The sequence below is a fragment of the Streptomyces sp. f51 genome (assembly GCF_037940415.1).
In the GTDB taxonomy this organism is placed as follows: domain Bacteria; phylum Actinomycetota; class Actinomycetes; order Streptomycetales; family Streptomycetaceae; genus Streptomyces.
The window spans coordinates 4,251,764-4,274,298 of record NZ_CP149798.1 but is presented as its reverse complement, the minus strand read 5'-3'; the positions used below and the strand labels follow the sequence as shown (position 1 = coordinate 4,274,298).

20 protein-coding genes are annotated in these 22,535 nt (G+C 68.9%); 3 read left to right on the top strand and 17 right to left on the bottom strand.

Translation table 11 applies throughout. The annotated features are described in order from the left end of the window. Positions 1-10: 10 nt before the first annotated feature. From nuoN to WJM95_RS18630, 14 genes are read right to left on the bottom strand one after another with little or no spacing between them, the layout of a single operon-like run. Positions 11-1,669 carry an NADH-quinone oxidoreductase subunit NuoN gene (nuoN, locus tag WJM95_RS18695; RefSeq protein ID WP_339130860.1) on the bottom strand — a complete coding sequence of 553 codons (1,659 nt, stop codon included), beginning with the start codon at positions 1,667-1,669 and terminating at the stop codon, positions 11-13. Next, positions 1,666-3,237: an NADH-quinone oxidoreductase subunit M gene (locus WJM95_RS18690; RefSeq protein WP_339130859.1), complete on the bottom strand. Its 1,572-nt coding sequence runs from the start codon at positions 3,235-3,237 to the stop codon at positions 1,666-1,668. The genes nuoN and WJM95_RS18690 overlap by 4 nt, the downstream gene beginning before the upstream one ends. Positions 3,238-3,242: 5 nt before the next feature. Further along, complete coding sequence (nuoL, locus tag WJM95_RS18685; RefSeq protein WP_339130858.1) at positions 3,243-5,156, bottom strand: NADH-quinone oxidoreductase subunit L; 1,914 nt, start codon at positions 5,154-5,156, stop codon at positions 3,243-3,245. Positions 5,157-5,170: 14 nt separating this feature from the next. After that, positions 5,171-5,470, bottom strand: coding sequence for an NADH-quinone oxidoreductase subunit NuoK (gene nuoK, locus WJM95_RS18680; protein WP_009190046.1), 300 nt, complete (start codon positions 5,468-5,470; stop codon positions 5,171-5,173). After that, positions 5,467-6,285, bottom strand: coding sequence for an NADH-quinone oxidoreductase subunit J (locus tag WJM95_RS18675; protein WP_339130857.1), 819 nt, complete (start codon positions 6,283-6,285; stop codon positions 5,467-5,469). The genes nuoK and WJM95_RS18675 overlap by 4 nt, the downstream gene beginning before the upstream one ends. Then, a complete protein-coding gene (gene nuoI, locus WJM95_RS18670) occupies positions 6,282-6,911 on the bottom strand; it encodes an NADH-quinone oxidoreductase subunit NuoI (protein ID WP_339130856.1) in 630 nt (209 codons plus the stop codon). The genes WJM95_RS18675 and nuoI overlap by 4 nt, the downstream gene beginning before the upstream one ends. Continuing rightward, positions 6,904-8,277 carry an NADH-quinone oxidoreductase subunit NuoH gene (nuoH, locus tag WJM95_RS18665; RefSeq protein WP_339130855.1) on the bottom strand — a complete coding sequence of 458 codons (1,374 nt, stop codon included), beginning with the start codon at positions 8,275-8,277 and terminating at the stop codon, positions 6,904-6,906. The genes nuoI and nuoH overlap by 8 nt, the downstream gene beginning before the upstream one ends. Then, positions 8,274-10,778, bottom strand: coding sequence for an NADH-quinone oxidoreductase subunit G (locus WJM95_RS18660; RefSeq protein ID WP_339130854.1), 2,505 nt, complete (start codon positions 10,776-10,778; stop codon positions 8,274-8,276). The genes nuoH and WJM95_RS18660 overlap by 4 nt, the downstream gene beginning before the upstream one ends. After that, positions 10,775-12,127, bottom strand: a complete 1,353-nt coding sequence (nuoF, locus tag WJM95_RS18655; RefSeq protein WP_339130853.1) for an NADH-quinone oxidoreductase subunit NuoF — start codon at positions 12,125-12,127, stop codon at positions 10,775-10,777. The genes WJM95_RS18660 and nuoF overlap by 4 nt, the downstream gene beginning before the upstream one ends. Beyond that, a complete protein-coding gene (gene nuoE, locus WJM95_RS18650) occupies positions 12,124-12,966 on the bottom strand; it encodes an NADH-quinone oxidoreductase subunit NuoE (protein ID WP_339130852.1) in 843 nt (280 codons plus the stop codon). The genes nuoF and nuoE overlap by 4 nt, the downstream gene beginning before the upstream one ends. Beyond that, entirely contained in the window at positions 12,963-14,303 is a 1,341-nt protein-coding gene (locus WJM95_RS18645; RefSeq protein WP_339130851.1) for an NADH-quinone oxidoreductase subunit D, read from the bottom strand. The genes nuoE and WJM95_RS18645 overlap by 4 nt, the downstream gene beginning before the upstream one ends. Then, positions 14,300-15,040, bottom strand: a complete 741-nt coding sequence (locus WJM95_RS18640; RefSeq protein ID WP_339130850.1) for an NADH-quinone oxidoreductase subunit C — start codon at positions 15,038-15,040, stop codon at positions 14,300-14,302. The genes WJM95_RS18645 and WJM95_RS18640 overlap by 4 nt, the downstream gene beginning before the upstream one ends. Then, positions 15,037-15,591, bottom strand: a complete 555-nt coding sequence (locus tag WJM95_RS18635; RefSeq protein WP_339130849.1) for an NADH-quinone oxidoreductase subunit B family protein — start codon at positions 15,589-15,591, stop codon at positions 15,037-15,039. Before WJM95_RS18635 ends, WJM95_RS18640 begins: the two co-directional genes overlap by 4 nt. A 14-nt stretch (positions 15,592-15,605) precedes the next feature. Further along, positions 15,606-15,965: an NADH-quinone oxidoreductase subunit A gene (locus WJM95_RS18630; protein WP_037627175.1), complete on the bottom strand. Its 360-nt coding sequence runs from the start codon at positions 15,963-15,965 to the stop codon at positions 15,606-15,608. A 723-nt stretch (positions 15,966-16,688) separates the two neighbouring features. Between WJM95_RS18630 and WJM95_RS18625 the strand changes: the two genes are divergently transcribed. After that, entirely contained in the window at positions 16,689-17,522 is an 834-nt protein-coding gene (locus WJM95_RS18625; protein ID WP_339130848.1) for a C40 family peptidase, read from the top strand. 99 nt (positions 17,523-17,621) lie between these two features. Here WJM95_RS18625 and WJM95_RS18620 read toward each other — a convergent pair whose 3' ends face one another. Further along, positions 17,622-18,923 carry a geranylgeranyl reductase family protein gene (locus WJM95_RS18620; RefSeq protein WP_339130847.1) on the bottom strand — a complete coding sequence of 434 codons (1,302 nt, stop codon included), beginning with the start codon at positions 18,921-18,923 and terminating at the stop codon, positions 17,622-17,624. A gap of 98 nt (positions 18,924-19,021) precedes the next feature. On the opposite strand from WJM95_RS18620, the gene WJM95_RS18615 reads away from it, so the two are divergent. Then, positions 19,022-19,528, top strand: coding sequence for a GNAT family N-acetyltransferase (locus WJM95_RS18615; protein WP_339130846.1), 507 nt, complete (start codon positions 19,022-19,024; stop codon positions 19,526-19,528). 176 nt (positions 19,529-19,704) lie between these two features. Beyond that, a complete protein-coding gene (locus tag WJM95_RS18610; protein ID WP_339130845.1) occupies positions 19,705-20,037 on the top strand; it encodes a PASTA domain-containing protein in 333 nt (110 codons plus the stop codon). Positions 20,038-20,097: 60 nt separating this feature from the next. Here WJM95_RS18610 and WJM95_RS18605 read toward each other — a convergent pair whose 3' ends face one another. After that, positions 20,098-20,793: a demethylmenaquinone methyltransferase gene (locus WJM95_RS18605; protein WP_339130844.1), complete on the bottom strand. Its 696-nt coding sequence runs from the start codon at positions 20,791-20,793 to the stop codon at positions 20,098-20,100. Positions 20,794-20,936: 143 nt separating this feature from the next. Beyond that, positions 20,937-22,469: a reprolysin-like metallopeptidase gene (locus tag WJM95_RS18600; RefSeq protein ID WP_339130843.1), complete on the bottom strand. Its 1,533-nt coding sequence runs from the start codon at positions 22,467-22,469 to the stop codon at positions 20,937-20,939. Positions 22,470-22,535: the final 66 nt, after the last annotated feature.

The following is a 22,535-nucleotide window of genomic DNA, read 5'->3' as shown; positions in this document are numbered from 1 at the left end:
GCGGGCCTGCTCAGCGCACGAAGACCCCGGCCTGGCCGGCCAGGTTCAGGAAGTACTGCGGCGCCACACCGAGCACCACCGTGACCGCCACACCGACCGCGATGGCCGTCATGGTCAGCGGGGACGGCACGGCGACCGTCGGCCCCTCGGGCTTCGGCTCACTGAAGAACATCAGCACGATCACGCGGATGTAGAAGAACGCCGCGATCGCCGACGAGATCACACCGACCACGACCAGCGCGCCCGCGCCGCCCTCGGCCGCCGCCTTGAACACGGCGAACTTTCCGGCGAATCCCGAGGTGAGCGGGATACCGGCGAAGGCGAGCAGGAAGACCGCGAACACCGCGGCCACCAGAGGCGACCTGCGTCCGAGGCCCGCCCACTTGGACAGATGCGTGGCCTCTCCGCCCGCGTCCCGTACGAGCGTGACGACCGCGAAGGCGCCGATCGTGACGAAGGAGTACGCGGCCAGGTAGAAGAGGACCGAGGAGACACCGTCGGGCGAGGTCGCGATGACACCGGCGAGGATGAATCCGGCGTGCGCGATCGACGAGTACGCCAGGAGCCGCTTGATGTCGGTCTGGGTGATCGCGACGATCGCGCCGCCCAGCATGGTGACGATCGCCACGGCCCACATGACCGGCCGCCAGTCCCAGCGCATGCCCGGCAGGACGACGTACAGCAGGCGCAGCAGCGCGCCGAACGCCGCCACCTTCGTCGCCGCGGCCATGAAGCCGGTGACCGGGGTCGGCGCGCCCTGGTAGACGTCGGGCGTCCACATGTGGAAGGGCACCGCGCCGACCTTGAAGAGCAGGCCCATGACGACCAGCGCCATGCCCATGAGCAGCAGTACGTCGTTGCCCATGGTGCCGGCGAGCGCCGGGTCGACGTTCGTGATCGTGCCGTCGACGACGTGCGCGATCGTCGCGTACGACACCGAGCCCGCGTAGCCGTACAGCAGGGCGATGCCGAAGAGCGTGAACGCGGAGGCGAAGGCTCCGAGGAGGAAGTACTTGACCGCCGCCTCCTGCGACATGAGCCGCTTGCGGCGGGCCACGGCGCACAGGAGGTACAGCGGCAGAGAGAAGACCTCCAGGGCGACGAACAGCGTCAGCAGGTCGTTGGCCGCGGGGAAGACCAGCATGCCGCTGATCGCGAAGAGCAGCAGCGGGAACACCTCGGTGGTGGTGAACCCGGCCTTCACTGCGGCCTTCTCGCTGTCGCTGCCGGGCACCGACGCGGCCTGCGCGGCGAAGGCGTCGACCCGGTTTCCGTGCGCCTGCGGGTCGAGGCGCCGCTCGGCGAACGTGAAGACGCCGAGGATTCCGGCGAGCAGGATCGTGCCCTGGAGGAACAGGGCCGGTCCGTCGACGGCGATCGCGCCCATGGCCGCGATGTGCGCCTTCGTGGTGCCGTATCCGCCCGCCGCGAGCGCGACGACCGCGGAGAAGGCCGCCGCCAGGGCGACGACGGCGACGAACACCTGCGCGTAGTAACGGGACTTGCGCGGAACGAAGGCCTCGACCAGAACCCCGATGACCGCCGCGCCGAGAACGATCAAGGTGGGCGACAATTGCCCATATTCGATCTTCGGTGCGTCGATCTTGGAGATCGGCTGGGCCGCGGTTGCCGCTGTTGTCCACAGGCTGTGGACGGCTGATGCGCTCACTTGGCCGCCTCCACCGCGGGCTGGGGGTCCGTCTTGTGTACATCTGACATGGTCTGCTTGACCGCCGGGTTGACGATGTCGGTGAGCGGCTTCGGGAAGACGCCCAGGAAGATCAGCAGAGCGATCAGCGGGGCGACCACCAGGAGCTCGCGCACCCTGAGGTCCGGCATCTCGGCCACCTCGGCCTTGACCGGGCCGGTCATCGTCCGCTGGTAGAGCACGAGGGTGTACAGCGCGGCGAGGACGATGCCGAAGGTGGCGATGATGCCGACCACCGGGTATCGGGTGAACGTGCCGACCAGGACCAGGAATTCACTCACGAAGGGCGCGAGCCCCGGGAGCGAGAGCGTCGCGAGGCCGCCGATCAGGAAGGTGCCGGCGAGCACCGGGGCCACCTTCTGCACCCCTCCGTAGTCCGCGATGAGACGCGAGCCGCGGCGCGAGATCAGGAAGCCGGCCACCAGCATCAGGGCGGCGGTCGAGATCCCGTGGTTGACCATGTAGAGCGTCGCGCCCGACTGGCCCTGGCTGGTCATCGCGAAGATGCCCAGGATGATGAACCCGAAGTGCGAGATCGACGCGTAGGCGACCAGCCGCTTGATGTCCCGCTGTCCGACCGCGAGCAGTGCCCCGTAGACGATGCTGATCAGCGCCAGGACGAGGATCGCGGGCGTCGCCCACTTGCTCGCCTCCGGGAAGAGCTGGAGGCAGAAGCGGAGCATCGCGAAGGTGCCGACCTTGTCGACGACCGCCGTGATCAGCACCGCGACCGGTGCGGTGGCCTCGCCCATGGCGTTGGGCAGCCAGGTGTGCAGCGGCCACAGGGGCGCCTTCACCGCGAAGGCGAAGAAGAAGCCGAGGAAGAGCCACCGCTCGGTGCTGGTCGCCATGTGCAGCGACCCGTTGGCCCGCGCGTGGACGATCTCCTGGAGCGAGAAGCTCCCGGCCACCACGTAGAGGCCGATCACGGCGGCCAGCATGATCAGGCCGCCGACCAGGTTGTAGAGGAGGAACTTCACCGCGGCGTACGAGCGTTGGGTCGCCGCCGCCTCGTCGCCGTGCTCGTGGGCCCGGTCCCCGAAGCCGCCGATGAGGAAGTACATCGGGATCAGCATGGCTTCGAAGAAGATGTAGAAGAGGAAGACGTCGGTGGCCTCGAAGGAGATGATCACCATCGCCTCGACGGCCAGGATCAGGGCGAAGAAGCCCTGGGTCGGACGCCAGCGCCTGCTTCCGGTCTCGTGCGGGTCGGCGTCGTGCCAGCCCGCCAGGATCACGAACGGCATCAGCAGCGCGGTGAGCGCGACGAGCGCCACCCCGATGCCGTCCACGCCCAGTTGGTAGCGCACCCCGAAGTCCGGGATCCAGGCGTGGGACTCGGTGAGCTGGTAGCGGGCACCGCCCGGGTCGAAGCGCACCAGGGTGACCGCGGCGAGTGCCAGCGTGCCCAGGGAGACGAGCAGCGCCAGCCACTTGGCCGCGACGCGCTGCGCGGCCGGCACGGCGGCCGTGGCGATCGCCCCGAGGGCCGGGAGCGCCGCCGTCGCTGTCAGCAGAGGAAAGGACATCGGTATCAGACCGCCCTCATCAGCAGGGTCGCGGCGACGAGGATCGCCGCGCCGCCGAACATCGAGACCGCGTAACTGCGCGCATAGCCGTTCTGGAGCTTGCGCAGCCGTCCGGAGAGGCCGCCCACCGAGGCGGCCGTCCCGTTGACGACCCCGTCGACCAGGGTGTGGTCGACGTACACCAGGGAGCGGGTGAGGTGCTCACCGCCGCGTACCAGCACGACATGGTTGAAGTCGTCCTGGTAGAGGTCGCGCCGGGCGGCGCGGGTGAGCACGGAGCCGCGCGGGGCGACCACCGGGACGGAGCTGCGTCCGTACTGGAGGTAGGCGATGCCGGCACCGACGACGAGCAGCACCATGGTGGCCAGGGTGACGGTGAGGGCGCTCACGGGCGAGTCGCCCTCCGAGTGTCCGGTGACCGGCTCCAGCCAGTGCAGGAAGTGGTCGCCGAAGCTGAAGAAGCCGCCCGCGAAGACCGAGCCGAAGGCCAGCACGATCATCGGGATCGTCATGGAGCTGGGCGACTCGTGCGGGTGGGGCTCATGGCCCTCGCCGTCGGGCTGCCAGCGCTTCTCCCCGAAGAAGGTCATGATCATCACGCGCGTCATGTAGTACGCGGTGATCGCGGCGCCCAGCAGGGCCACGCCGCCGAGGATCCAGCCCTCGGTGCCTCCCTTGGCGAAGGCCGCCTCGATGATCTTGTCCTTGGAGAAGAAGCCGGACAGGAACGGGAAGCCGATGATCGCGAGATAGCCGAGACCGAAGGTCACGAACGTGATCGGCATGTACTTCCTGAGGCCGCCGAACTTCCTCATGTCGACCTCGTCGTTCATGCCGTGCATGACCGAACCGGCACCGAGGAAGAGCCCGGCCTTGAAGAAGCCGTGCGTCACCAGGTGCATGATCGCCCAGACGTAGCCGATCGGGCCGAGGCCCGCCGCCAGCACCATGTAGCCGATCTGCGACATGGTCGAGCCGGCGAGCGCCTTCTTGATGTCGTCCTTCGCGCAACCGACGATCGCACCGAACAGGAGCGTGACCCCGCCGACGACGGTGACGACGAGCTGGGCGTCGGGTGCCGCGTTGAAGATCGCGGCCGACCGCACGATCAGGTACACGCCCGCGGTCACCATGGTGGCGGCGTGGATGAGGGCCGAGACCGGGGTCGGGCCCTCCATCGCGTCCCCGAGCCAGGACTGGAGCGGCACCTGGGCCGACTTGCCGCACGCGGCGAGCAGGAGCATCAGCGCGATGGCGGTGAGCTTGCCCTGGGTGGCGTCCCCGGCGATCCCCGCGTGGCCCTCGGTGCCGAGCAGCGGCCCGAAGGCGAAGGTCCCGAAGGTCGTGAACATCAGCATGATGCCGATGGACAGGCCGATGTCGCCGACGCGGTTGACCAGGAAGGCCTTCTTGGCGGCGGTGGCCGCGCTGGGCTTGTGCTGCCAGAAGCCGATCAGCAGGTACGAGGCGAGACCGACGCCCTCCCAGCCGACGTACAGCAGGAGGTAGTTGTCGGCGAGGACGAGCAGCAGCATCGCCGCCAGGAACAGGTTCAGATAGCCGAAGAAGCGGCGGCGGCGCTCGTCGTGCTCCATGTACCCGATCGAGTACAGGTGGATCAGCGAGCCGACGCCGGTGATCAGCAGGACGAACGTCATCGACAGCTGGTCGAGCTGGAAGCCGACGTCCGCGCGGAAGTTTCCGACGGCGATCCAGCTGAACAGATGCTGCGTGAACGTCCGGTCGTCCGGACTCTTCCCCAGCATGTCGGCGAAGAGCACGACGGCGATCACGAAGGAGGCGGCCGCGAGCACGGTGCCGATCCACTGACCGACGGCGTCCAGCCGACGTCCGCCGCACAGCAGTACGGCCGCTCCGAGCAGAGGCGCCGCGACAAGCAGCGCAATCAGGTTCTCCACGATTCAGCGACCCCTTACAGCTTCATCAGGCTGGCGTCGTCGACCGAGGCCGAGTGGCGGGAACGGAACAGCGACACGATGATCGCGAGCCCGACCACGACCTCCGCGGCGGCGACGACCATCGTGAAGAAGGCGATGATCTGGCCGTCGAGATTGCCGTGCATCCGGGAGAAGACGACGAAGGCGAGGTTGCAGGCGTTGAGCATGAGCTCGATGCACATGAACACCACGATCGCGTTCCGTCTGATCAGGACACCGGTGGCGCCGATCGTGAACAACAGAGCGGCGAGATAGAGGTAGTTGACCGGATTCACTTGGACGCCTCCTCCGGCTTCGTGCGCTCCAGGCGCTCCTCGGAACGCTGCTCAAGCGCCTTCAGGTCGTTCAGCGCGTCGGCCGACACGTCACGGATCTGCCCGCGGTCGCGCAGCGTCTTGCTGACGGTCAGCTCGGACGGGGTGCCGTCGGGGAGCAGGCCGGCGATGTCCACCGCGTTGTGCCGGGCGTAGACACCCGGTGCCGGCAGCGGCGGCAGGTGCTTGCCCTCGCGCACGCGCTGCTCGGACAGCTCGCGCTGGGTCTTGGCGCGCTCCGTGCGCTCGCGGTGGGTGAGCACCATGGCGCCGATGGTGGCCGTGATGAGCAGGGCGCCGGTGATCTCGAAGGCGAACACGTACTTCGTGAAGATGAGGGCGGCGAGGCCCTCCACGTTGCCGGCGGAGTTCGCCTTCGACAGGCCGTCGAAGTCCTGGATGGACGCGTTGCCGATACCGGCGAACAGCAGGATGCCGAAGCCGAGTCCGCAGAGCAGGGCCAGCCAGCGCTGGCCCTTGATGGTCTCCTTCAGCGAGTCCGCCGCGGTGACACCGACGAGCATGACGACGAAGAGGAAGAGCATCATGATCGCGCCGGTGTAGACGACGACCTGGACGATGCCCAGGAAGTAGGCGCCGTTGGCGAGGTAGAACACCGCCAGGATGATCATGGTTCCGGCGAGACACAGCGCGCTGTGCACGGCCTTCCTCATGAAGACGGTGCACAGGGCGCCGATCACCGCGACGGTCCCGAGGACCCAGAACTGGAAGGCCTCCCCGGTGGAGGTCGCGTACGCGGCCAGGTTGGCGGTCATGCCTGCGCCCCCTCTCCGGCGGACGGGCCCGACGGGCTCGCCGAGGGGTGCGACTCGCCCTGGGAGACGGCCACCTGGCGCTCGGTGCCGGGCGCCGCCTCGGTCACCAGGCCTCGGTAGTAGTCCTGCTCGTCCGTGCCCGGGAAGATCGAGTGCGGTGTCTCGACCATGCCTTCCTGGAGCCCGGCGAGCAGCTGCTCCTTGGTGTAGATGAGGTTGGCGCGACTGCTGTCCGCGAGCTCGAACTCGTTCGTCATCGTCAGCGCGCGCGTGGGGCACGCCTCGATGCACAGGCCGCACAGGATGCAGCGGGCGTAGTTGATCTGGTAGACGCGGCCGTAGCGCTCACCCGGGGAGTAGCGCTCCTCCTCGGTGTTGTCCGCGCCCTCCACATAGATCGCGTCCGCCGGACAGGCCCAGGCGCACAGCTCACAGCCGACGCACTTCTCCAGGCCGTCCGGATGGCGGTTGAGCTGGTGCCGGCCGTGGAACCGCGGTGCGGTCGTCTTCTGCTGTTCCGGGTACTGCTCGGTCAGCCGCTTCTTGAACATGGCCTTGAAGGTCACGCCGAAACCGGCGACGGGGTTCTGGAAACCCGGTTTGGTCTCCTTCGGCTCCTCAGCCATCGGACCCCTCCTTTCCGTCACGAGATCCGGTAACCGATCCATCACTCGCAGTATCGGACCCGCCACTGACAATCAGCTCCCGCTCGCGGCGCGGACGGCGCCGCGGTACCGGCGGCAGCTCCTGTCCGGGCAGCGGGGGCACGGGGAATCCGCCGGCCATCGGGTCGAAGGCGGCGGGCTCTGCGGGGGGCGTCTCCCGGCCCTGCTTGTCGCGGAAGATGTCCGCCACGAACGACAGCAGCAGCAGGGCGAGGACGCCTCCGCCCACGTACAGGGCGATGTCCGCGAAGTCGTAGTGCTCGTTGCGCAGCGTCCGCACCGTCGCGACGAGCATCAGCCAGACCACGGAGACCGGGATGAGCACCTTCCAGCCGAGCTTCATCAGCTGGTCGTAGCGGACACGCGGGAGCGTGCCGCGCAGCCAGATGAAGAAGAACAGCAGCAGCTGCACCTTCACCACGAACCAGAGCATCGGCCACCAGCCGTGGTTGGCGCCCTCCCAGAAGCTGCTGATCGGCCACGGGGCCCGCCAGCCGCCCAGGAAGAGCGTCGTGGACACGGCCGAGACCGTCACCATGTTCACGTACTCGGCGAGCATGAAGAGCGCGAACTTGATCGACGAGTACTCGGTGTTGAAGCCGCCGACCAGGTCGCCCTCGGACTCCGGCATGTCGAACGGGGCCCGGTTGGTCTCGCCGATCATCGTCACGACGTAGATCAGGAAGGAGACCGGCAGCAGGACGATGTACCAGCGGTCGTGCTGCTGCTCGACGATCGTCGAGGTCGACATCGAACCGGAGTAGAGGAACACGGAGGCGAACGCGGCACCCATGGCGATCTCGTACGAGATCATCTGGGCGCAGGAGCGCAGGCCGCCGAGGAGCGGGTAGGTGGATCCGGAGCTCCAGCCGGCCAGCACGATCCCGTAGATGCCCACCGAGGCCACCGCGAGGATGTAGAGCATCGCGATCGGCAGGTCGGTGAGCTGCATCGTGGTGCGCTGACCGAAGATCGAGACCTCGTTGTCCGCCGGCCCGAAGGGGATCACCGCGATCGCCATGAAGGCCGGGATGGCCGCCACGATCGGCGCGAGGACGTAGACCACCTTGTCCGCGCGCTTGACGATGACGTCTTCCTTGAGCATCAGCTTCACGCCGTCGGCGAGCGACTGGAGCATGCCCCAGGGCCCGTGCCGGTTGGGGCCGATGCGCAACTGCATCCAGGCGACGACCTTGCGCTCCCAGACGATGGAGAAGAGCACGGTCACCATCAGGAAGGCGAAGCAGAACACCGCCTTGACGACGACCAGCCACCAGGGGTCGTGGCCGAACATCGAGAGGTCTTCCGTGGCGAGGTACGGCCTCATGCCTCCACCTCCTTGGGGGCCTCGGCGGCGACGGTCGCCGGGCCGATGCGGACGAGTGCGCCGGGCAGCGCCCCGGTGTCGGAGGCGACGCCCCCACCGGTCGAGTTCAGCGGGAGCCAGACCACGCGGTCGGGCATCTCGGTGATCCGGAGCGGGAGTTCGACCGCTCCGGCGGGACCGGTCACGGCGATGAGGTCTCCGTCCTTGACCCCCGCCTCGGCGGCGGTGGCGGCCGACACGCACGCGCGTGCGGCGTGCCGGGTCCCGGCGAGCGCCTCGTCGCCCTCCTGGAGGCGTCCCTGGTCGAGCAGCAGCCGGTGCCCGGCCAGTACGGCCTCTCCGGCGGCGGGACGCGGCATCTGCACCCCGGCCTCACGCGGTTCGTCGGCCCTCGGCCCGTCCCAGGCGCCGAGCCGGTCGAGTTCCGCGCGCGTGGTGCGAAGATCCGGCAGCCCGAGGTGTACGTCCATGGCGTCGGCCAGCATCTGGAGGACCCGCGCGTCGGCGGGCGCGAGACGCCGGGTCATCTGGTCGGGCTTGAGCGCGGCCTCGAAGGAGCGGACCCTGCCTTCCCAGTTGAGGAAGCTCCCGGCCTTCTCGGCGGCCGCGGCGACCGGCAGGACGACGTCGGCGTACTCGGTGACCTCGCTGGGCCGCAGTTCGAGCGACACCAGGAAGCCCACTTCGGACAGGGCCGCACGCGCGCGTGCCGGATCGGGCAGGTCGGCGACCTCCACGCCCGCGACCACCAGGGCCCGTAGTTCGCCGCCGACGGCCGCTTCCACGATCTGGCCGGTGTCACGGCCGTAGCGGTGCGGGAGTTCGGAGACGCCCCAGGCGGCCGCGACCTCGTCCCGCGCGCGCGGATCGGTGGCCGGACGGCCGCCCGGCAGCAGCGACGGAAGCGCGCCGGCCTCGACCGCACCGCGTTCTCCGGCCCGGCGCGGGATCCACACCAGCCGGGCGCCCGTGGCGGTCGCGGTCCGCACGGCGGCGGTCAGCCCGCCCGCCACGGCGGCGAGCCGCTCGCCGACGACGATCACGGCGCCTTCGGTGCGCAGCGCCTCGGCGGCCCTGCTGCCGTCCTCGTCCAGGCCGACCCCGCTCGCGAGCGCGTCCAGCCACTCGGTCTCGGTGCCGGGAGCCGCGGGCAGCAGCGTGCCGCCCGCCTTGTCCAGACCGCGGGTGGCGTGCGTGGCGAGGGAGAAGGTCTTCTGACCGTGCCCGCGCCACGCCTTGCGCAGCCGCAGGAAGACGCCGGGCGCCTCCTCCTCGGACTCGAAGCCGGCCAGCAGGACGGCGGGTGCCTTCTCCAGCGAGGTGTACGTGACACCGGTTCCGTCGAGGTCCCGGCCGCGTCCGGCGATCCGGGCGGCCAGGAAGTCGGCCTCCTCGGAACTGTGCACGCGCGCGCGGAAGTCGATGTCGTTCGTGTCGAGGGCCACGCGCGCGAACTTGCTGTACGCGTAGGCGTCCTCGACGGTGAGCCGGCCGCCGGTGAGGACACCGGCCCGGCCGCGGGCCGCCGTCAGGCCCTGCGCGGCGGCTTCGAGGGCCTCCGGCCAGGAGGCGGGTTCGAGGACGCCCTCGCTGTTGCGCACCAGGGGGGTGTCGAGGCGGTCGCGCTGCTGCGCGTACCGGAACCCGAACCGGCCCTTGTCGCAGAGCCACTCCTCGTTGACCTCGGGGTCCGGTGCCGCGAGCCGCCGCATCACCTTGCCGCGCCGGTGGTCGGTGCGCGTGGCGCAGCCGCCGGAGCAGTGCTCGCACACGGAGTGCGAGGAGATGAGGTCGAAGGGGCGCGAGCGGAAGCGGTACGCCGCCGACGTGAGCGCGCCCACCGGGCAGATCTGGATCGTGTTCCCGGAGAAATACGACTCGAAGGGGTCGCCGTCACCGGTGCCGACCTGCTGGAGTGCGCCCCGCTCGACCAGTTCGATCATGGGGTCGCCCGCGATCTGGTTCGAGAAGCGGGTGCAGCGGGCGCACAGCACGCACCGCTCGCGGTCGAGCAGCACCTGCGTGGAGATGGGGACGGGCTTCTCGTAGGTCCGCTTCCTGCCCTCGAACCGGGACTCGGCGTTGCCGTGCGACATCGCCTGGTTCTGGAGGGGGCACTCGCCTCCCTTGTCGCAGACCGGGCAGTCCAGCGGGTGGTTGATGAGCAGCAGCTCCATCACACCGTGCTGTGCCTTCTCGGCGACCTGGGAGGTGAGTTGAGTCTTGACGACCATCCCGTCCGTACAGGTGATCGTGCAGGACGCCATGGGCTTGCGCTGGCCCTCGACCTCGACGATGCACTGGCGGCAGGCACCGGCCGGGTCGAGGAGCGGGTGGTCGCAGAACCGGGGGATCTCGATGCCGAGCTGCTCGGCGGCCCGGATGACCAGGGTGCCCTTGGGCACGCTCATCTCCACGCCGTCGATCGTCAGCGAGACGAGGTCCTCCGGCGGGACCGACGCTTCCCCGCCTCCGGAGGGAGCGCTGGTGGTCACTGTCATGCGTTCACCTCCGTGTGCTTGTCCGCCCAGACCGTGGACCTGGCGGGGTCGAAGGGGCAGCCGCGGCCCGTGATGTGCTGCTCGTACTCCTCGCGGAAGTACTTGAGCGAGGAGAAGATCGGCGAGGCGGCACCGTCGCCGAGGGCGCAGAAGGACTTGCCGTTGATGTTGTCGGCGATGTCGTTCAGCTTGTCGAGGTCGGACATGACGCCCTTGCCGGCCTCGATGTCACGGAGCAACTGGACGAGCCAGTACGTTCCTTCGCGGCAGGGCGTGCACTTGCCGCAGGACTCGTGGGCGTAGAACTCGGTCCAGCGGGTGACGGCGCGGACGACGCACGTCGTCTCGTCGAAGCACTGGAGTGCTTTCGTGCCGAGCATGGAACCCGCGGCGCCCACTCCTTCGTAGTCAAGAGGGACGTCGAGATGCTCGTCGGTGAACATCGGGGTCGAGGAGCCGCCCGGCGTCCAGAACTTCAGCCGGTGGCCGGGACGCATCCCGCCGCTCATGTCGAGGAGTTGACGAAGAGTGATGCCGAGCGGTGCCTCGTACTGGCCGGGGCTGGCGACGTGGCCGCTGAGCGAGTAGAGCGTGAAGCCCGGAGACTTCTCGCTGCCCATCGACCTGAACCATTCCTTGCCTTTGTGGAGAATTGCGGGAACTGACGCGATGGATTCGACGTTGTTCACAACAGTTGGACACGCATAGAGGCCCGCGACAGCAGGGAAAGGGGGACGAAGCCGCGGTTGGCCGCGACGGCCTTCGAGCGAGTCGAGCAGTGCGGTCTCCTCACCGCAGATGTACGCGCCCGCGCCCGCGTGCACGGTGAGCTGGAGGTCGAGTCCGCTGCCCAGGATGTTCTCGCCCAGGTAGCCCGCCGCGTAGGCCTCACGTACGGCCTCGTGCAACCGCCGCAGTACCGGGACCACTTCACCGCGGAGATAGATGAAGGCATGCGAAGACCGAATGGCATAGCACGCGATCACAATGCCCTCGATGAGGCTGTGCGGGTTCGCGAAGAGGAGCGGGATGTCCTTGCAGGTTCCCGGCTCCGATTCGTCGGCGTTGACAACTAGATAGTGAGGTTTGCCGTCTCCCTGGGGAATGAACTGCCATTTCATTCCGGTCGGGAAGCCGGCCCCGCCGCGACCGCGCAGTCCGGAGTCCTTGACGTACGCGATCAGATCGTCCGGCGACATGGCGAGTGCCTTGCGCAGGCCCTCGTACCCCTCGTGCCTTCGGTAGACGTCCAGCGACCAGGACCTGTCCTCGTCCCAGAAGGCCGACAGCACGGGTGCGAGCAGCTTTTCGGGACTCGTTTCGTTGATCTCGGCTGCCAAGGTCATCACTCCCCCTCCTCTGCCACGGGACCCGCCGGGTGGGACGGGTCGGAGGCCGACGTGTCCTGCGGCGCGTCGTGCGAGCTCGGGTGCTCGGCGGGCCGCTGGTTCTGAGGTGCTCCTCCGCCGCGCGGATGCACCACGCGCGCGGGGGCGCTCTCCCCCTTGGCCAGGCGCAGGCCCACCAGGGAGGCGTGGCCCGCGCTGCCGCCGCCGTCGACCGCGCCCTCGCGCTCGTCGGGGAAGCCCGCCAGGATCCGGGCGGTGTCCTTGAAGGTGCACAGCCGGGCGCCGCGGGTCGGGTCGACGTCGACGCCGGAGCGCAGGTCGTCGACGAGACGCTTGGCCGAGTCCACGGTCTGGTTGTCGAAGAACTCCCAGTTCACCATCACGACGGGCGCGAAATCACAGGCCGCGTTGCACTCGATGTGCTCCAGGGTGACCTTGCCGTCACCGGTGGTCTCCCCGTTGCCGACGCCGAGGTGGTCCTGGAGGGCCTCGAAGATGGCGTCGCCGCCCATGACGGCACACAGGGTGTTGGTGCAGACACCCACCTGGTAGTCACCGCTGGGCTTGCGCCGGTACATCGAGTAGAAGGTCGCGACGGCGGCGACCTCGGCCGTCGTCAGGTTCAGCACCTCCGCGCAGAACCGCTGTCCCGTGCGGGTGACATGGCCCTCCTGCGACTGCACGAGATGCAGCAACGGAAGGAGCGCCGAGCGGGAGTCGGGGTAGCGGGCGATGATCTCGCGCGCGTCCGCCTCCAGTCGGGCCCGGACGTCGGCCGGGTAGTCGGGCGCGGGCAGTTGGGGCATGCCCAGGCTGACGCCCTCGGGGGTGGTGGTCATCGGTCGACGCCTCCCATCACGGGGTCGATGGACGCGACGGCGACGATGACGTCGGCGACCTGGCCGCCTTCGCACATGGCCGCCATGGCCTGAAGGTTGGTGAAGGACGGGTCGCGGAAGTGGACCCGGTAGGGGCGGGTGCCTCCGTCGGAGACGACGTGCACCCCGAGCTCGCCCTTGGGCGACTCGACCGCCGTGTACGCCTGTCCCGGCGGCACGCGGAATCCCTCGGTCACCAGCTTGAAGTGGTGGATCAGGGCCTCCATGGAGGTGCCCATGATCTTCTTGATGTGGTCGAGGGAGTTGCCCAGACCGTCGGGGCCGAGCGCGAGCTGGGCGGGCCAGGCGATCTTCTTGTCGGCGACCATGACCGGGCCGGGCTGGAGCCGGTCCAGGCACTGCTCGATGATCCGCAGCGACTGGCGCATCTCCTCCAGGCGGATCAGGAAGCGCCCGTAGGAGTCGCAGGTGTCGGCGGTCGGGACCTCGAAGTCGTAGGTCTCGTAGCCGCAGTACGGCTGGGACTTGCGCAGGTCGTGCGGCAGGCCCGCCGATCGCAGGATCGGGCCGGTGGCGCCGAGGGCCATGCAGCCGGCCAGGTCGAGATAGCCGACGTCCTGCATGCGGGCCTTGAAGATGGGGTTCCCGGTGGCGAGCTTGTCGTACTCGGGAAGGTTCTTCGTCATCTTCTTCACGAACTCGCGGATCTGGTCCACCGCGCCCGGGGGCAGGTCCTGGGCGAGTCCGCCGGGGCGGATGAACGCGTGGTTCATCCGCAGGCCCGTGATCAGCTCGTAGATGTCGAGGATGAGCTCACGGTCACGGAAGCCGTAGATCATGATGGTGGTGGCGCCCAGCTCCATGCCTCCGGTGGCGATGCACACCAAATGGGAGGAGAGTCGGTTCAGCTCCATCAGGAGCACCCGGATGATCGAGGCGCGGTCGGGGATCTGGTCGGTGATGCCGAGGAGCTTCTCGACGCCGAGACAGTAGGCCGTCTCGTTGAAGAACGGCGTCAGGTAGTCCATGCGCGTCACGAACGTGGTGCCCTGGGTCCACGTGCGGAACTCGAGGTTCTTCTCGATGCCCGTGTGGAGGTAGCCGATGCCGCAGCGGGCCTCGGTGACCGTCTCGCCGTCGATCTCCAGGATGAGCCGGAGCACGCCGTGGGTGGACGGGTGCTGCGGGCCCATGTTGACGATGATGCGCTCGTCGTCGGACTTGGCCGCCGACTGGGCGATCTCGTCCCAGTCGCCGCCGGTGACCGTATATACGGTGCCCTCGGTCGTCTCGCGGGGCGAGGCGGCCGATGCCCCGGAAGGGGTCTGCGTGCTCATGAGTACGACCTCCGCTGGTCCGGAGCCGGGATCTGGGCGCCCTTGTACTCGACGGCGATGCCGCCGAGGGGGTAGTCCTTGCGCTGCGGGAAGCCCTGCCAGTCGTCCGGCATCATGATCCGCGTCAGCGCGGGGTGGCCGTCGAAGATCAGGCCGAAGAAGTCGTACGTCTCGCGCTCGTGCCAGTCGTTCGTCGGATAGACGGAGACGAGCGAGGGGACGTGCGGGTCCGCGTCCGGGGCGCTGACCTCCAGCCGGATCAGCCGGTTGTGGGTGATCGAACGCAGGTGGTAGACGGCGTGCAGCTCGCGTCCCTTGTCCTGCGGGTGATGCACGCCGGAGACCCCGGTGCACAGCTCGAACCGGAGGGCCGGGTCGTCGCGCAGCGTCTGGGCGACGGGGAGCAGGTACTCGCGTTCGACGTGGAACGTGATCTCGTCGCGGTCGACGACCGTCTTGTCGATGACGTTCTCGGGGACGAGTCCCTGTTCCTCCAGGGCGCCCTCCAGCTCGTCGGCCACCTCGTCGAACCAGCCGCCGTAGGGGCGGGTGGCCGCTCCGGGCAGCCGGATCGAGCGGACCAGGCCGCCGTACCCGGAGGTGTCGCCTCCGTTGTTGGCGCCGAACATGCCGCGCTGGACGCGGATCTCCTCGCCCTTGTCGCCTCGCTGGCCGGGAAGGTTGGAGGCGCCCAGGTCCTTCTCGGGGTTGACCCCGTTGCCGTTCGCGTCGCTCACCGCAGCAGGCCCTTCATCTCGATGATGGGAAGCGCCTTGAGCGCCGCTTCCTCCGCCTCGCGGGCCGCTTCTTCGGCGTTGACGCCGAGCTTGGTGCTCTGGATCTTCTGGTGGAGCTTGAGAATCGCGTCCATCAGCATCTCGGGCCGCGGCGGGCATCCGGGCAAATAGATGTCGACCGGGACGATGTGGTCGACTCCCTGCACAATGGCGTAGTTGTTGAACATTCCGCCCGACGAAGCACAAACCCCCATGGAAATGACCCACTTGGGGTTGGGCATCTGGTCGTAGACCTGCCGCAGCACCGGCGCCATCTTCTGGCTCACCCGGCCGGCCACGATCATCAGGTCGGCCTGGCGGGGCGACCCGCGGAAGACCTCCATACCGAAGCGGGCCAGGTCGTAGCGCCCGGCGCCGGTCGTCATCATCTCGATGGCACAGCAGGCGAGCCCGAATGTCGCGGGGAAGACGGACGCCTTGCGCACCCAGCCCGCGGCCTGCTCGACGGTCGTCAGCAGGAATCCGCTCGGCAGCTTTTCTTCGAGTCCCATGTCTTAAAGGCCCCTCAGTCCCATTCCAGGCCGCCGCGTCGCCACACATACGCGTAGGCGACGAAGACGGTGAGCACGAAGAGCAGCATCTCCACGAGCCCGAAAACACCCAGGGCGTCGAAGGTGACGGCCCAGGGGTAGAGGAAGACGATCTCGATGTCGAAGACGATGAAGAGCATCGCCGTCAGGTAGTACTTGATGGGAAAACGCCCACCGCCGACCGGCGTGGGGGTCGGCTCGATGCCGCACTCGTACGCGTCGAGCTTGGCGCGGTTGTACCGCTTCGGACCGATCAGCGTGGCCATGACCACGGAGAAGATCGCAAAGCCTGCCCCGAGGGCTCCCAGTACGAGGATCGGCGCATACGCGTTCACGCTCCTCGCTCCTCTCAGTCGGCACTGACTGGTGGCGGTTCGGCGAGCCTGCACCCCTGCCTCGCCAGCACCGCGAACCCCGCCCGTCCCGGCGAAGATCGCGGACATGTGAAGCAGGTCACAAGCCCAACTGCCTCGCATCTTATGCCCGGCGGTCTGTGATCTGCGACACGGGGTATTGCCTTAGCTTTGTGATCTCCACCACCTGACGAACGATCATGAAGTCGGATGAGCAGTGATCTTCACACGCGAAGCGTCAGGTCGATCACGAGACGTGACATTTTCGCTCATTACCGCAGGCCCAGAGGGTCGTCTCAATATCAAGAGACTTCCGCTGCATGCAAATTGGCGCTGGACGCAACCCCTTGATAGAGGGACGCGTTCACACTTCGGAGGGACCGAGGGGACCGATGTGGACACGTGCACGCGTTCACGAGCGACGGCGGACCGGGGCCGGCCGGCCTTCCCGCGCGGGACGCGAGCGCCCGGGTGACCGTTCCGTGACCTGCGCCACATCTACCTATGGGTCAGATAAGCCGGGCTTGGCCATCCTCTTCAACCGGTGGTAGGTGGCGGGCAATTCGGACGTAATGCTGAAAGGCCATGATCACGGCCCTGATGGACAGTGTCCGCAATGCCCGTTACGGCGTCAATAAAGAGTGACAGGCGACGAATTCGGCGGCCGATTGAACAACTGTGGCGCACCACACGTTTCTTGAAGGTATGGAGGAGCCCCTGGTACCGCTAGTACCCATGTCCCACACCGCACACATACGAAGCCACCGGAAGCCCCGTCGCAACGCCCCGTCGCTCGCGATGCGCGCCGGAGTTGCCGGTGGCGTCCTCAGCACCCTGGCCGTGGCCGCGGCCGCGGGTTCGGCGAGCGCCGCCGAGCCCGTGACCCAGACCATGGAACTGCCGACCCTGACGGCCGACCTGGCCACCCAGGTCGCCGAGTCCGCGGACGCCACCCAGCAGGCCGCGGCCAACTACCAGCTCCAGGCCGAGCGCGACGCGGCGGCCGCCAAGGCCGCCAAGCAGGCCAAGGCCGACCTGGCGGACGCCAAGAAGAAGGCAGAGGCCAAGAAGAAGGCGGAGGCCGCGCGAAAGGCCGCCGCGGCCGACGCCGTCTCGCGTTCCTCGGCGCGGACCGTCCTGTCTGCCAGCGCCTCCACGTCCACGAACGTGGCCGCGCCGGCCAGTGGCAGCGTCGCGACGGTCATCGCCTTCCTCAAGGCGCAGGTCGGCGACGCGTACGTCATGGGCGGCACCGGACCCAACGCGTGGGACTGCTCCGGTCTGGTGCAGGCGGCGTTCAAGCAGGTCGGCGTCGACCTGCCGCGTGTCTCGCAGGACCAGTCGGTGTCCGGTACGCCGGTTTCCCTGTCCAATGTCCAGGTCGGCGACATTCTGTACTGGGGCTCGGCGGGTTCGGCCTACCACGTCGGGGTGTACATCGGTAACGGTCAGTACCTCGACGCCGCCAACCCGTCCAAGGGCGTCGTGATCCAGGACCTCTCGGGCTACCCGGCCACGGGCGCGGTGCGCGTGCTCTGAACCCCCGGGTGAACAGCCGAAAGGACCGCTTCCTGTGCGGGGAGCGGTCCTTCGGGCTGTCCGGCGGGGTATCCGGGACGGAGTTCCCGGCGGGGCGGGTCAGGCCTTCGGGGCCACCTTCGAGAGACCGTTGATGATGCGGTCCATCGCGTCGCCGCCGGTCGGGTCGGTGAGGTTCGCGAGCATCTTCAGGGTGAACTTCATCAGCATCGGGTGGGTCAGACCGCGCTGGGCGGCGATCTTCATGACCTTCGGGTTGCCGATGAGCTTCACGAAGGCACGGCCGAGCGTGTAGTAGCCGCCGTAGGTGTCCTTGAGGACGCGCGGGTAGCGGTGGAGGGCCAGTTCACGCTGGCCGGGAGTGGCGCGCGCGTGGGCCTGGACGATGACGTCGGCCGCGATCTGGCCGGACTCCATGGCGTAGGCGATGCCCTCGCCGTTGAAGGGGTTCACCAGGCCGCCGGCGTCACCCACGAGCAGCAGGCCCTTGGTGTAGTGGGGTTGACGGTTGAAGGCCATCGGCAGGGCCGCGCCGCGGATCGGGCCCGTCATGTTCTCCGGGGTGTAGCCCCAGTCCTCCGGCATCGAGGCGCACCACGCCTTCAGGACCTCACGCCAGTCGAGCTCCTTGAAGGAGTCGGAGGTGTTGAGGACGCCGAGGCCGACGTTCGAGGTGCCGTCGCCCATGCCGAAGATCCACCCGTAGCCGGGCAGCAGACGGTCCTCGGCTCCCCGGCGGTCCCACAGCTCCAGCCACGACTCCAGGTAGTCGTCGTCGTGGCGCGGCGAGGTGAAGTACGTACGGACGGCGACGCCCATCGGGCGGTCCTCGCGGCGGTGCAGGCCCATGGCGAGGGAGATACGGCTGGAGTTGCCGTCCGCCGCCACCACCAGCGGGGCGTGGAAGGTCACCTCCCGCTTCTCCTTGGAGTCGGCGTCGCCCAGCTTGGCGTGCACGCCGATGATCCGGCCGGTGCGCTCGTCGAGGATCGGGGCGCCGACGTTGCAGCGCTCGTACAGCCGCGCTCCCGCCTTCTGCGCCTGCCGTGCCAGCTGCTCGTCGAAGTCGTCGCGCTTGCGGACGAGTCCGTAGTCGGGGAAGGAGGCGAGATCCGGCCAGTCGAGCTGGAGGCGGACACCGCCGCCGATGATGCGCAGGCCCTTGTTGCGCAGCCAGCCGGCCTCCTCGGAGATGTCGATGCCCATCGACACCAGCTGCTTGGTGGCGCGCGGGGTCAGTCCGTCACCGCAGACCTTCTCGCGCGGGAAGGCCGTCTTCTCCAGCAGCAGGACGTCGAGCCCCGCCTTCGCCAGGTAGTAGGCGGTGGTGGAACCGGCTGGCCCGGCCCCGACGACGATGACGTCGGCGGTGTTCCCGGAGAGGGGCTGGGGCTCGGTCACGGCGGGGTCTCCCCAAGACTCGAAATCAACGTGCCGACGGGCACTGGACATGGGCAGTCTATGCAGCGGTACCGATCACCCGGCTGAAGGGCTGCCCCGTGAACCGAGCTCTCCCCGATGTACGCCTGCGCGTGCCCACCGACGAGGACGCCCTCGCGTGGCACCGGGTCTTCGACGATCCCGAGGTCATGGAGTTCCACGGGGGCCGCGCGGCCGAGCGGTCCGTCTACGAGGAACTCACCGCGCGCCAACGCCGGCACGACGCGGAGCACGGGTTCTGTCTGTGGACGATGCTCGGTCCCGGGGACGAGGTGCTGGGCTTCACGGGCGCGCAGCCGTGGCCGCACACCTGGGGTCCGGCCGGGAAGATCGAGATCGGCTGGCGGCTGGGGCGGGCGCACTGGGGCAAGGGGTATGTCACGGCGGCGGCGCGCATCACCCTGGAGCGGGTCCGCGCGGCGGGCGTCACGGACGTCGTCGCCATGGTCAACGCGGGCAACGCCCGTTCCATCGCGGTGACGAGGCGGCTCGGGATGGAGCTGGCCGAGCGGTTCACGCTGCCCTCGTCCCGGCAGGAGGGGCACCGCTACCGGCTGGCCCTGTGACCGCTCCCGGGACCGGGCCCCGAGCCGGGGCCGAGCCGCGACCCGAATCGGGGTCCGAGCCGCGACCCGAGCCGCGACCCGAATCGGGGTCCGAGCCGGGGTCCGGCGCGTCTCCCGACGGCTTCCGGAAGGGCGGGGCGAGGCTTACCCTTCCGGTACCGCTGGGGGTGACGTCTGTGCGCATAACACCCAAGACACCCGAAGTGCGCGTGCCGCGGCTGGTCGGTCTGATGGCCGTGGACGCGCGTGAGACGGCCGAGGCTCGCGGTGTTCTGCTCGCCGCGCCCGACCGGCCCGATTTCCATCGGACGGTCGTCGACTACGTCGTACGGCAATTTCCGCAGCCCGGGGCCGAGGTGCCGCGCGGGGCCGTCGTCACGGTGTGGTTCGACCTCGGGGACGCGGAGGGAGGCGCCGGGGTGCGTGAGCCCCGCCCGCCCCGCCCGCCCTCGGGCGGACTGCGCCGCGAACTCGACCTGCCCGGGCTGCCGTTCGAGGTCCTCGGGTAGCCGCGTCCGGAAGGCGAGCCCTTGCCGGGGCCGCGTCCGGCGCGATCCGGCCTCGCGGGGTCAGACCTGCTTGTAGCCCCGGTGGAGGGCCACGATGCCGCCCGTCAGGTTGCGCCAGGCCACCTTCGACCAGCCGGCCTTGATGAGCCGCTCGGCCAGTTCCGGCTGGGTCGGCCAGGCGCGGATGGACTCGGCGAGATAGACGTACGCGTCCGGGTTGGACGAGGCGGCGCGGGCGACCGGGGGCAGCGCGCGCATCAGGTACTCGGTGTAGAGCGTGCGGAACGGCGCCCAGGTGGGGTGCGAGAACTCGCAGATCACGACCCGCCCGCCCGGCTTGGTCACGCGGTACAGCTCGCGAAGGGCGGTGTCGGTGTCCTGGACGTTGCGCAGTCCGAAGGAGATCGTGACGGCGTCGAAGGTGTCGTCCTTGAACGGCAGCTTCGTCGCGTCGCCCGCGGTCAGCGGCAGCCAGGGGTGGTTGCGCTTGCCGACGCGGAGCATCCCGAGGGAGAAGTCGCAGGGGACGACGTACGCGCCGGTGCGGGCGAAGGGCAGCGACGAGGTCGCGGTGCCGGCCGCGAGGTCCAGGATCTTCTGCGCGGGGCGCGCGTCGACCGCCTTCGCGACCTCCTTGCGCCACGCCCGGTCCTGGCCGAGCGACAGCAGGTCGTTCGTGAGGTCGTACCGTTCCGCCACGTCGTCGAACATCGAGGCGACTTCGTGCGGCTGCTTGTCCAGGGATGCGCGGGTCACCGTCCCATTGTGGCAGTACGGTCCCGACGGCTCCGAGGCGCCCGGCCGCGGACACCGTCCGTATACGAAAGAGCGCCGTACCCGCCCCCTGAGGCACGGGGTGGGTACGGCGCGGTCCGGCGGCCGGTGTCCGGCGCCCGGTGCTACTGCGGGGGCTCCGGGATCTCGGTGAACTGCGCGGTGATGGTGCGGTTGGCGTTCATCGTGATCGTGTACTCGGGTGTGGTGTCGGTCTGGGGCACACCGTCGACCTGCCAGCCGCTGAACTGGAAGCCCGGGCTCGCCTCGGCGGTGACGGTGACCTGGGTCCCGGGGTCGTACGGTCCGTACTCGCTCGGCTTGAGCCTGCCTCCGGCGACGGGGCTGGAGTTCATGGTGAGGGAGACCCGGTTGGTGACCAGGGAGGTCCGGTATCCGGCCAGGAACTCCGCGGCCCGCGTCGCGACGGCGGCGTTGTTGTTGTTCTCGTCGCCGAGAGCCTGCCCGTTGAGCAGGTTGACGGTGTTGGAGTACTGGTTGACGACCGTGCACGCCTGGGTGCAGGCGCTGGAGTAGGCCATGACCGTGTGGTGCCGTTGGTCCGCGGTGACCCAGCCGTAGTTGAAGGTGCCCACGGGGGTCGTGCCGCCCTGGGACAGCACCGTCTTGCGGTCGTGCATCAGACCGAAGTTGTGGCCGATCTCGTGCGCGAGGTTCTCCCACGCCGTGATGGAGAAGGCGCTGGTCACCGAGAAGGCGTTGTTGCTGGTCCCCGGGCCCGCCGGGTTGGGCAGGTTGGCCTGCCCTGAGCTGTCCTCCGGCGGGATGGCGGCGATGAGCGCCACCAGGTCGGCGCCGAAGGCGGTCCGCTGGGCGGCGGCCGTGGCTCCGAGGGTCAGGTTCGCGGGATTGCTGATCATGCTCAGCAGGGTTCCGGCGTTCTCACGGGCGACGCCGGTCGCCGCGGTCTGGTACGTGTTCACGACATGCACGCTGGCGGGCACCTCGCTGGTCGCGAGCGCCCTGTTGAGCTGGTTCACGCCGTACCGGATACGGCTCTGGACCGCGGCGACCGAACCGAGTTCGGTGACGGTGGCCGGGGTGTAGGCGACGACGATGTCGATGGCCGCCGGGTTCTCGGGGGTGGCGACCCGCAGACCCGGCTGCGGCCGGACCGACCTGGTCGGCGGCACGGTCACCGTGTCGACGCCCTGTCCGCTCGGCGGCAGTTTCAGGGCGTCGATCTCCTGGAGCAGGTACCTGCCCGGCCGCTTGGGCAGCGGCTTGTACACGTACTGCCGGAAGCCGTCCTCGATCTCGCCGGACAGGGTGACCGGACCGGCGACACACGCTCCGATGACGGACACGGAGATCGTGTTCTCCGGATGCTTCGGTTCGTGGCCGGACCAGAACACCGTGCCGTCCGGGTCCTGCCGCTTGAAGTCCTCGATCGCCGTGAAGCCCCTGCCGTGCTCGAAGAGCGGGAAGGTGCGGACCTCCGGGACCCCGTCCTTGTGTCTCTTGCACAGCGAATGGAAGTCCTTGGGATTCGCGCGCATCACGGCGCTGCGCTTCACCCAGGGTTCGGGGTCGTGCCCCCGGCCGGTTCCGGCGGCGGCGGGTGTGTTCAGGGCGAGCGACAGGGCGGCGGTGAGCGCGGTCGCCGCGGTGGCCGCGGCGAGCAGGGAACGACGCATGGGGGACGTCAGCCTCTCTGTGGGGATTTCCCTCATGCTCCGTAACCAAGATCGCACCTGGCTCGT